Origin of the sequence: Bradyrhizobium sp. WSM3983 (assembly GCF_000473045.1) — a bacterium.
Lineage (GTDB): Bacteria > Pseudomonadota > Alphaproteobacteria > Rhizobiales > Xanthobacteraceae > Bradyrhizobium.
In genome coordinates this window covers 38,270-47,642 of sequence record NZ_AXAY01000047.1, presented here as the reverse complement: position 1 = coordinate 47,642, position 9,373 = coordinate 38,270, and the positions used below count along the sequence as shown (strand labels likewise).

General features: G+C 61.8%; 10 protein-coding genes. 2 read left to right on the top strand and 8 right to left on the bottom strand.

Going from position 1 to position 9,373, the window contains the following annotated elements:
- The first annotated feature begins 914 nt into the window (after positions 1–914).
- Positions 915–1,655, top strand: a complete 741-nt coding sequence (locus YUA_RS0138415; protein WP_027535409.1) for a trans-aconitate 2-methyltransferase — start codon at positions 915–917, stop codon at positions 1,653–1,655.
- A 108-nt stretch (positions 1,656–1,763) separates the two neighbouring features.
- Positions 1,764–3,260 (top strand): DUF535 family protein, encoded by a 1,497-nt coding sequence (locus YUA_RS0138410; RefSeq protein ID WP_027535408.1) that lies wholly within the window; start codon positions 1,764–1,766, stop codon positions 3,258–3,260.
- Here the strand turns inward: YUA_RS0138410 and YUA_RS46370 are convergent.
- The 8 genes from YUA_RS46370 to YUA_RS0138360 form a co-directional block, all read right to left on the bottom strand.
- The gene (locus YUA_RS46370) at positions 3,252–3,515 is read right to left on the bottom strand and encodes a hypothetical protein (RefSeq protein WP_051383614.1); all 264 of its coding nucleotides are present in this window, start codon (positions 3,513–3,515) and stop codon (positions 3,252–3,254) included. The two genes, YUA_RS0138410 and YUA_RS46370, sit on opposite strands and share 9 nt — an antisense overlap.
- Before the next feature lie 273 nt (positions 3,516–3,788).
- Positions 3,789–3,980, bottom strand: coding sequence for a hypothetical protein (locus tag YUA_RS0138395; RefSeq protein ID WP_027535407.1), 192 nt, complete (start codon positions 3,978–3,980; stop codon positions 3,789–3,791).
- A 138-nt stretch (positions 3,981–4,118) separates the two neighbouring features.
- The gene (locus YUA_RS0138390) at positions 4,119–4,409 is read right to left on the bottom strand and encodes a hypothetical protein (protein ID WP_027535406.1); all 291 of its coding nucleotides are present in this window, start codon (positions 4,407–4,409) and stop codon (positions 4,119–4,121) included.
- 502 nt (positions 4,410–4,911) lie between these two features.
- Complete coding sequence (locus YUA_RS0138380) at positions 4,912–5,148, bottom strand: hypothetical protein (protein ID WP_027535405.1); 237 nt, start codon at positions 5,146–5,148, stop codon at positions 4,912–4,914.
- Between the two features lie 298 nt (positions 5,149–5,446).
- On the bottom strand, positions 5,447–6,505 hold the full coding sequence (locus YUA_RS0138375; RefSeq protein WP_027535404.1) for an alcohol dehydrogenase: 1,059 nt from the start codon (positions 6,503–6,505) through the stop codon (positions 5,447–5,449).
- A 25-nt stretch (positions 6,506–6,530) separates the two neighbouring features.
- A complete protein-coding gene (gene rsmA, locus YUA_RS0138370) occupies positions 6,531–7,385 on the bottom strand; it encodes a 16S rRNA (adenine(1518)-N(6)/adenine(1519)-N(6))-dimethyltransferase RsmA (protein WP_027535403.1) in 855 nt (284 codons plus the stop codon).
- The gene (gene pdxA, locus YUA_RS0138365; RefSeq protein ID WP_035972834.1) at positions 7,385–8,395 is read right to left on the bottom strand and encodes a 4-hydroxythreonine-4-phosphate dehydrogenase PdxA; all 1,011 of its coding nucleotides are present in this window, start codon (positions 8,393–8,395) and stop codon (positions 7,385–7,387) included. The genes rsmA and pdxA overlap by 1 nt, the downstream gene beginning before the upstream one ends.
- On the bottom strand, positions 8,395–9,327 hold the full coding sequence (locus YUA_RS0138360) for a SurA N-terminal domain-containing protein (protein ID WP_027535401.1): 933 nt from the start codon (positions 9,325–9,327) through the stop codon (positions 8,395–8,397). The genes pdxA and YUA_RS0138360 overlap by 1 nt, the downstream gene beginning before the upstream one ends.
- Between the last annotated feature and the right edge of the window lie 46 nt (positions 9,328–9,373).

Here is a 9,373-nt window from a genome sequence, read left to right as displayed (position 1 = left end):
CACCGCCTGTATGCGCAAGCTGATCGTGATCCTCAACATCATGATAGCGCGCGGCGAAAAATGGGACGTCAGGCGGTACGAAGCGAGCGATCCCGCTCGGCTTCCGCCGAGCGCATGCCCGGCCTAAAGACCGGTGAGCGGACGACGTCAAGGCCGTAGCCGCCGGAGGCGGTGGCGCGCACGCGCCAGCCTTGAGGTCGACCGATCACTGGTCTACTTCACAGTTGCTCCTCGGGGAGCGATGCACTATTGCCCCCGTCGCCTAGCAGATGACTGACGCGCGGACCCGGTCGGGCTGCCACATCACCGCAAGACTTGACGCACAGGCTCCGGGCGTCAGGACCACACGACTTCTCCGTCCGCGGACGGCTTCGCCTGATTGCCTTGGGCTCGCGTGTGCTCACCCCGGACAGCCGACGAACCCGCTGTGACTGCACCGTGTCGTGCCGCGTCGCGGATGACTCACGGTTGCCCGCTCTGTCATCAGCAGACCCGCGCCGGCGCTACCGCGTCCACCGCAACCCGGCCCGCATCTCGTGACGATCGCGAAGCGCCCCTTTGGCAGGGCCGGGATGAGGGGACTTTGCCACAAATCCGAAATTCCGGAAAGTAGAATATTTTTGCAGGAAGGGATTGACGGGGTGTCTGCTGTTTTGCCCGACGGGTCAGCGCAATTCGACCTCCAGCCGTCATTCGCCATTGCACAACGAGGGCAGCCGATCGTGCCGGCGCCGGTAGTCTCGCCTGGAAGGTGACCCATTCCTGGAACCTTACACCAACATGACATCAGGCCCGTCGCCGAGACACGTAAATCAATGGAGATTAACTAGGGTTGTAAACGGTTGCACTGCCTGTCTTGCGGCGATCGATGATCTCAGTCACTGTTCAGCATTCATACCGACCCGAGATAGTTTATGAATAAGCAAAGCCTCGTAGGGTCTCTGTCATTCCATCTACAGCGCGCGCTGGTGGTACGCTCGGAGTTCGGACTGCGCGAACTGATGGTGCGGCTGCTCAGGCGTCTTGGTCTTGGCGGACGTGAACTGGCGGCGTGGCAAAAGCGGAAGATGGAAGCGGACGCCGAATTTGATCGGAAGTTCGGCACTGATACGGGAGGTGTGCAAAATCTCGCTGATGAGCACGGCATTGTCGGCGAGAACGCAAAGCACGGCCTTGCACACATAGCGTCCGATCCGCTCCAGTTCAGGCTGATCATGGATACTCTGAATTTGCCTGTTTCCGAGTATACCTTCGTCGACCTCGGATGTGGGAAAGGAAGAGCACTGCTGCTTGCCGCTCAATTCCCATTCAAGTCGATCATCGGAGTCGATTTCGTGCCGTCGTTCGTCGAGGCCGCACGCACCAACGTTAACATTGCTGCATCGCAAGGCATTCGCGGCGACATCGAGGTTGTGGTGGGCGACGCCACGCAGTTTATCCTCCCGTCTGGCGCGTTGCTAATCTACCTCTATAACCCGTTCGACTCGCGCGTGGTAGGGAAGGTAGCCCGTCACCTACGGGAGTCGCACCAGGAGGATCGCCGTCCGCTTGTCGTGGTCTACGCGAACCCTGTCCACCTGAGCGAATTTACAAGCTGCGGTTGGCAATTCATGACCAAAGGTAGCGGTTGGGTCGCGTTGACCCGCCAGTCCTGACACCAGATATCTCGCGCCTTTTGCGGGGTTTGAATCGTCGGATGTTTGAAGTTCTGCGTGCGGATTACGCGGTGAGGCTTTTGCACTCTCTTCTGGTTTTGTAAGGCTATGCTTTCCCATTATTTGTCGCGACTGGCCGGCGCAAAATTCGCAACGAGCTTGGCGCTCGCTTTTGCCCTGCTAAAGCACGCACATCTTCTGTTGCCATGGATCTTTGCACCGCGAGCGAGTGGTTTGGCGCGCTATCTTCGTGCTCGCCCGGAGATCATCGAGATCGTCTATGGTCGCTTCATTGCCGCCAATTGGGATGCTGCGGCGAAGACGCGTACTGCTCAAAGTCATGTCGAAACAGTGGTCGCTATCGGTGGGATCGTCGACGTTGAGCCTGAAGCAGTTGCCGATCTTATCGAGTTGCCGTTTTCACCGGAATATCGGGTCAGTCTCGATCAGCCAAGGTGGCTTCTGCGCGAAGGTCAACTCGCGCTCAGCATTTGGGAGCGAGAGGATCGAATCTTCAGCGTAAGCTTCTCCTTGCGGACCGACGAAGGAATACGGACAGCGTTTGTCGGCGGCATCCAGGGTCGGCGCCAGGTCGAAGGAGAAGAGGACGTCCTCGAACGTTACAGGCGATTCACGAAGAACGCGCACGGCGCGCGCCCGCGCGATTTCACGCTAGAAGTCTTCAAGGTCTTCTGCAAAGTCATAGGGGTCAATCGGATACTTGCCGTTTCGCAGGACAACCATCCTCTTACGGGAGCGAGCGGAGAGTTTTCTCTTGCCTATGATGAAATCTGGCAGGAACGCGGCGGTACCTATGATGGCCATGGCTTCTACGCGTTGCCGGTCGGCGTCTCGATGAAGTCGGAAGACGAGATTCCGGCAAAGAAAAGAAGTCTATACAAGAAACGAGGCGCGATGTTCGCGGACATCGAGCAGCGGCTGTCCGAATGTCTTGCGACGCGTCAGCCGGAGAAGCTGCGTTCGGCGGTTGGCGAGATTCATGTCCAGGCCGAAACAAGTGGTCTGGATACGCTGTTGCGGATGCTTGCCTATGCAAGTGCGATCTTTGTTCTGGCCGCGACCAATTTCTTCGGAGGGACCTGGATCGGGTTCGCGGTGGGATTGGCCTTTGTTCATGCCACTTACTGGATATTGAAGGGAAATATCCCAGAGCGTGCCGGCAAGCGCATTCGGGCATTGGCAAGGTTGAGGCAGAGTCCCGTAGCTGTGCGCATATTTGTTGCGATGGTTATCCTCTCCATTGGGTTCGCGTTGGATCTTCAGCTGGATGCAGGTCGATCGCTCGGTAGAATATTCAAGCTCTACTTTATCCTGGTGTTCCTGAGTTCGCTTTGTCTCGGCACGCGTGTCACGCTCATCGTGTGCGCGGTATGTCTCCTTGCGCTCAATTATCTGCACCTTGCACCGAGATTCAGTTTCGAGGTCCACGACTGGGGCGATGTGCTGGAGATGCTGGTGTTCAGTGCCATGGCCGCGATCGTCATCATCATTCCTCGACTCCTTTTGGTCTCGGTCGAGTTGTCCGCAATCCGGAGGAGGGGAGAGCCGTCGCGTAACGAGCCGCAGCCGCATGGCTCAAGATGATGGCGGCGGAGACCGAGAGGGCGCTGCGACAACCGATTTCCACACACTAGCCAGCTTCAGCGTCAGAATCCCGAGCACGCCGCTGATCAATCCCACCATCGCGTAGGACTCCGCGAAGACGCCGGTCTGGATGAAGACCTGGCACGCGATGGCGAAGCAGATTGCGGCGAGCAGCAGGCTGGCGGAGCCGGCGATGATCGCGATAAAGCGGATCGCGACGGCGACGGGCCTGACGGGGGATGCGGAATCGTTCATGCAGGACGACTACCTTCCGGGACGGCGCGTTCCGCCGTCGCGACGGATGCGCTAAAGCATCACTTGCTTGCGCAGCAATCGACGAGTAGGCGCCAGATGCGCTGGATCTCGACTGACCTCTGCATCTCAAGCACATGGTTCTCGCTGGTGTGGTGGGATGGTTCTGCGAAGTGGAATTCGCGCGGCGCGATCCAGCGTTCAGAGATCGGATCGTACCATTTGCCTGGATTGACCAAGTTCGTCTCTCCTGTTTGATCCCCCTGGTTTCTGCACCTATCCCATGCGCCGCTTGCTGGTGTTCTGGGTGAGGTTGCCGTGCGCGGCCTGTTCACGGATGTTCTGCTTCTCGTCGTCGCGATGGCCCTTGGTGGTATCGACGGGAACTGTCGGCGTGCTGCCGGCGCCCTTGTGGCTCTGGTTCTCGTCGGGAACTGGCTGCACCGTTTTTGTCAGCGGCTTCGTCATGCAGTTCAGACTCCGTCGTTGCCTTGACGAGAGGCCAACGCGCAGGTGGTTCGCCGCGTTCCAACTTTTGGCGGGAAGTGATAGGGGGCAACGCGCAGCGCTGGTGCCTGCGGGGCGTCCTGTTCGCCGGATGACGATCTATCGGTCGATGTATTTGGCGATCAACCGCTTGATGCCGTCGACGGCTTCCAGCAGAGGCGGTGTCAGGGAGAACAGCGTGCCCATCGCAATCGCGATGATCGTGTGGCGCAGCGAGACCTTTTCGTCCTCATCGCATGCGTAGGCATTTTGGCCGATCGGGACAGGCGCGAGACCGCTCGATGATCGCGGTTGATCCGATTTCCGCGGCTTGCGCGGCGGGATTGTGATCACGACGAAGAGGACGTTGATCAGGAGCCAGATGCCCAGAATGACAAGAAAGATCCGCATTCCACTCAAAACCATAGGTGATGCAATGTGCTGTCGACTTATGCAGGCATTGAACGGCCATTCGCATCCCGATGCAAGTTGTGCTTTGGTCTGACGCAAGTTTCGGGGAACAAGCGGCTATCGAAACTCGGCGAGTCTCATGGTGAGGGGGATCTCGTCCCCGCCGATGTGCTCCTGCGCCGCGATGATCCATTTCGCCGCGCGCTGCTGATCCCCAAGTTTCCGCGCAGGAACCGACGGTTCCAAAGTGCACACATAAGGGCTCACGGGAAATCGAAGAAGATTAACGTCGAACGCGGAGGAGCGTCCCGCGTTGCACTCGGGCCACGCCTCGAACTCTGTTCACGGACGGAGAACTACGGATTTCGAATTGGAGCGCGCTCTGTTCACGAGTGGACATAGGGCGGGCGCTGATTGGCTTAATGTGACCGCTGCCGAGTGCGCGCGGCGTGCGCTCTGCCCGACGGACCCGCCGCCAGGTCCGAGGGCATCGCTGAGGCAGTTATCCGAGGCGTGCTACGCGCCCGGCCGACGAGCGGACCAGCGCGGCGTGGTCCCTGTATGCGTCGATCGCCCTGTTGGCGAGCATCAGCGGCCGGCGCTCGCCGGTCTTGAGCTGCGCCTCGATCGCATCGAGAATGACGTTCGCCGACTCATCCGGCGGGCCGAGTTCTCCACTCTTCTCGAGGAAGCTCCAGGCGATGAAGAATGCGCTCTCGACTGTGCAACGAATGGACATGCGCTGCCAACGCGGTGCAGCCGCAGCCGTTCCGTGCGCCCAGCTTCGTGCGGAACCGGGCCTTGCTTGAATTCCGAGTCAATTGCGCAAACGAAAGCGGCGATGCGAACCGAGGTGCCACACCTCTCCCGAAAGGGAGAGGTCGGATCGGGTTCTAACCGGAGGTTACCTATGTCGGCGGTTGCTCAATCGCATCGACAGATGCGATCCGGGCGAGGGGTTACAGCCTCACCGATGCTGCGGCCCCCTCACTCCCCGCTGGGGAGAGGTGAACCCGAGCGAGCCGAAATCATCTGCCCTAGTTCTTCAGCACGATGCGGCCGACCACCTTGCCGGCGCGCAGTTCGTCGATCCATTTCTGGATATCGCCCATCGGCTCTTCGCGCATCGGGGTCGGCTTGATCTTGCCGGCGCGGGCGAGCGTCATCAATTCGTGCGCCTCGGCAAGCGTGCCGACCATGAAGCCCTCGATGGTGAGGCGCTTGTAGACCCATTGCACCATCGGCAGCGTGAACTGGCCGCCCATCAGGCCTGAGACCACGACCTTGCCGCCGCGCGCGGCAACCGCGACCGCAAAGGCCATCGACTTTTCGTTGCCGGCGAAATCGACGACCTCGTCGAAGCCGCCGTCGGTCTCCTTCAGGATGCGCTTGATCACGTCGGGCTCGGACGGATCGTAGGCGTTGGCCGCGCCGTTCTTCAGCGCGGTCTCGCGCGCGGCCGGAGAGAGATCGGCGACCGTGATCGGCTGCTTGAACATCGCTTGCGCAAACGACAGGCCCATCATGCCGACGCCGCCGAGGCCGATCAGCAGCAGATTGCGCTGGCGCGGACGGTCGACCAGGCGCTTGAGCGCGCCGTAAGCGGTGACGCCGGAGCACATCAAGGTAGCGGCCTGGTTGACCGGCAGCGGATCGTAATCGAGCAGATACTTCGCGTCGGGCACCAGCACATGGGTAGCGAAGCCGCCGTCGATGGAGACGCCGAGGAAGCGCTGCTTGGCGCAGAGGTTCTCGTCGCCGTTCTTGCAGTCGCGGCACTGCCCGCAGCCGATCCAGGGAAACACCGCCTTCTTGCCACCGACGAGGCTCCCCGGCGCGTCAGCCCCAACCTCGTCGACGACGCCGGCGATCTCATGGCCGAGCGTGAAGGGCAACGTCATGCCGCGCGTGGTGTCGAGCTTCTTGCCGCCGCCGAGATCGGCATAGCCGTCCTGGATGTGCAGATCGGAATGGCAGAGGCCGCAGCGTTCGATGCGCACCAGCACCTCGGCGCCTTGCGGCTTGGGCGTATCGACGATGGTCTCGCACAAGGGCGCATCGAACTTGACCAGCGACTGCCGACGCATCAACGCCATTTTCTTTCCTCCGGAATATAGATTGTCAGGCTTGGCTGCGTATATTCGCCAATTCACGCGCCATGGCAACAAAGCCGGAGATGGGAATGGTCTCGGCACGCCGCGTCGCATCGACGCCGGCGGCTGCCGCCAGTCGCGCGGGATCGACACCGAGCGATTTCAGGCTTTGGCGCAGCATTTTCCGGCGCTGGCCGAAGGCCGCGGCCGCAACCTGTTCGAGCATCTTGCGATCGCAGGGCAGAGGCTCCGCGCGGGGCACCAGGCGCACGACGGAGGAGGTAACTTTCGGCGGCGGCACGAAGGCGGATGGTGAGATGTCGAACAGGATTTTTGTCTCACAGCGCCAGTTGGCGAGCACGCCGAGCCGGCCATAGGCCTCCTCGTCTTCGCGCGCGACGATGCGCTCGCCGACCTCGCGCTGAAACATCAGCACCATCATGTCGTACCAGGGCGGCCAGGGCTCGGCGGTCAGCCAGCCGATCAGAAGCTGGGTCGCGATGTTGTAGGGCAGATTGGCGACGATCTTCGCGCGCTCGCCCGCGAGCATTGGGCGCGGATCGAAGGTCATGGCATCGCCGTGTACGATCTCGAGCCGGCCGGGATAGCGCGCGGTAATATCGTTCAGCGCCGGGATGGCACGCTCGTCATGCTCGATCGCGATGACCCGTTTGGCGCCGAGCGCGAGCAGCGCGCGTGTCAGCCCACCCGGGCCCGGGCCGATCTCAACGATCGTGCTCTCTTCGAGCGGCGCTGCCGCGCGCGCGATCCGCGCGGTGAGATTGAGATCGAGCAGAAAATTCTGGCCCAGCGATTTGCGGGCCGACAGGGCGTGCTGGCGAATGACCTCGCGAAGCGGCGGGAGGTCGTCGATCGCGCTCATCAGCTGTTTGCAGCCGCCATGCGGCTCGCAAGCTTCAACGCCGCGATCAGGCTGGCCGGATTGGCTTTGCCGGTGCCGGCGATGTCGAAGGCGGTGCCGTGATCGGGCGAGGTGCGGATGAAGGGCAGGCCGAGCGTGACGTTGACCGCGTCGTCGAAGGCCACCGTCTTGATCGGGATCAGCGCCTGGTCGTGATACATGCAGACCGCGCAGTCATAGGTGTTTCGCGCGGCCTCGTGGAACATGGTGTCGGCGGGCAGCGGTCCCCTGGCGTCGATGCCGTCATTGCGCAGAACTTTCAACGCCGGTGCGATCACGGTCTGCTCCTCATGCCCGAGCGAGCCGTCCTCGCCGGCATGCGGATTGAGGCCCGAGATCGCGATTCGCGGCCGCGCAATGCCGAAGCGGGATGTGAGCTCGGCCGCGACGATGCGCACGGTCGAGACGATGAGCTTGCTCGTGAGCTGGCTCAGCGCTTCGCGCAGCGAGACGTGGATCGTCACCGGCACGACGGCGAGCCGCGGTGACCACAGCATCATCACCGGCTGCGGAACGCTGGCATCGGTGGTCGCGAGCTCGGCGAGGAATTCGGTGTGGCCGGGATGGCGGAAGCCCGCGCGGTAGAGCACGCTCTTGGCGATCGGGTTGGTGACGACGGCGCTGGCGCGGCCTGTGCGGACATCGCCGACCGCCTGGCGGATCGAGGCGAGCGCGGCCGGTGCGCTCGATGCGTCTGGCTTGCCAGGCGCAGCGGTCGCGCGCTCGCCGGTCGCAACCACGGGCAGGGCCTCGGCAAAGGCGGTCTCGGCTTCGCCCGGGCTCACCGCGGCGATGCGGATATCAGCACCGAGTGCCTTGGCGCGCTGCGCGATCAGCGCCTCGTCGCCGAGCAAATAGAAGGCGGGAAGGCCGAGCTCGCGGCGCCGGAGCCAGGCTGCGATGGTGATGTCGGGGCCGATCCCGGCGGGCTCTCCGAGCGTCAGCGCGAGGGGTTTTGCGGGAACGGCCATCAATGGTTGCGATATTCGATCATCGCCGCTTTGCGGAGCTCGTCGAGATAGGCCTTCTGAGTCTTCTCGTACTTCTCCGTATACATCTTCTCGCGGATCTCGCGCTTCTTCGGCGTGTCGATCGTGGTAGGCTTGCGCGAGCACAGCACGACCATCTCGATGCCGGACTTGGTCACTTCAGGTGCTGTGAGGTGGCCGATCGGGGTGTCGTCGAGCACTTTGCGCAGCGCCTCCGGCAGGTCGGCCGTGGTCTTGGTGACGCTGTCGCGGATGGTGGCGTTCGGCGTTGAACGGAACAGCGAATTGGCTTCCTCGCAGCTTCCGACACGCGAGCGATATTGCTCGGCTTCCTTCATCCGCGTCTCCTGGAAAGCGGGAGACGAGCCGCGTGGCACGATCAGCACGATCGGCTGCATCTTGTATTCGGTGCCCTCGATCTGAAGCTTCTCGTCGCCGCCCTCGCGCACCTTGTCGGCGACGTCCTTCTCGCCGATCATCAGCTTCTCCTTGAAGCGGCCGCGCACGAGGCTGGTCCAGACCATCTCGGACTTCATGCGGCTCTTGAGAGTTTCAGGACGCACGCCCTTGCTCTCGAGCGACTTGGTGAGCTGATCGATCGAGATGCGCATGCGCTGCGCCATGCCCTCGTAAGACTGGTTGATGTCGGAAACGGTGGGATCGACGCCGTATTTCTTGCCTTCCTTCATCTTGATCTTGTCGTCGATCAGCGTGTTGATGACGTCCTGCCGGCTCGGGGTCTTCTGCGTCGTCAGCGTGTCGAGCTTGGAGCGCTGCTCGATGTCGAAATCGGTGATGGGATCACCGTTGACCATCACGACGATGTTCTGCGCACGCGCAGGTGCGCCGGCTAAGACCAGTACGGAGGCCAGCACGAGGAGGGGAAGACGGAAGACAGGCAATCGGATTTTCATGGTTGTCGCTCGCATGTCAGCCGCGATGAACCTGCGATCGGGAACA

Bases quoted from the DNA above. Each gene is read 5' to 3' on its own strand.
- YUA_RS0138375 (WP_027535404.1), bottom strand. From the start codon at position 6,505: ATGGCGTTGATGCGTCGGCAGTCGCTGGTCAAGTTCGATGCGCCCTTG.
- YUA_RS0138360 (WP_027535401.1), bottom strand. From the start codon at position 9,327: ATGAAAATCCGATTGCCTGTCTTCCGTCTTCCCCTCCTCGTGCTGGCC.
- YUA_RS0138395 (WP_027535407.1), bottom strand. From the start codon at position 3,980: ATGACGAAGCCGCTGACAAAAACGGTGCAGCCAGTTCCCGACGAGAAC.
- YUA_RS0138410 (WP_027535408.1), top strand. From the start codon at position 1,764: ATGCTTTCCCATTATTTGTCGCGACTGGCCGGCGCAAAATTCGCAACG.
- YUA_RS0138415 (WP_027535409.1), top strand. From the start codon at position 915: ATGAATAAGCAAAGCCTCGTAGGGTCTCTGTCATTCCATCTACAGCGC.
- YUA_RS0138380 (WP_027535405.1), bottom strand. From the start codon at position 5,148: ATGTCCATTCGTTGCACAGTCGAGAGCGCATTCTTCATCGCCTGGAGC.
- rsmA (WP_027535403.1), bottom strand. From the start codon at position 7,385: ATGAGCGCGATCGACGACCTCCCGCCGCTTCGCGAGGTCATTCGCCAG.
- pdxA (WP_035972834.1), bottom strand. From the start codon at position 8,395: ATGGCCGTTCCCGCAAAACCCCTCGCGCTGACGCTCGGAGAGCCCGCC.
- YUA_RS46370 (WP_051383614.1), bottom strand. From the start codon at position 3,515: ATGAACGATTCCGCATCCCCCGTCAGGCCCGTCGCCGTCGCGATCCGC.
- YUA_RS0138390 (WP_027535406.1), bottom strand. From the start codon at position 4,409: ATGCGGATCTTTCTTGTCATTCTGGGCATCTGGCTCCTGATCAACGTC.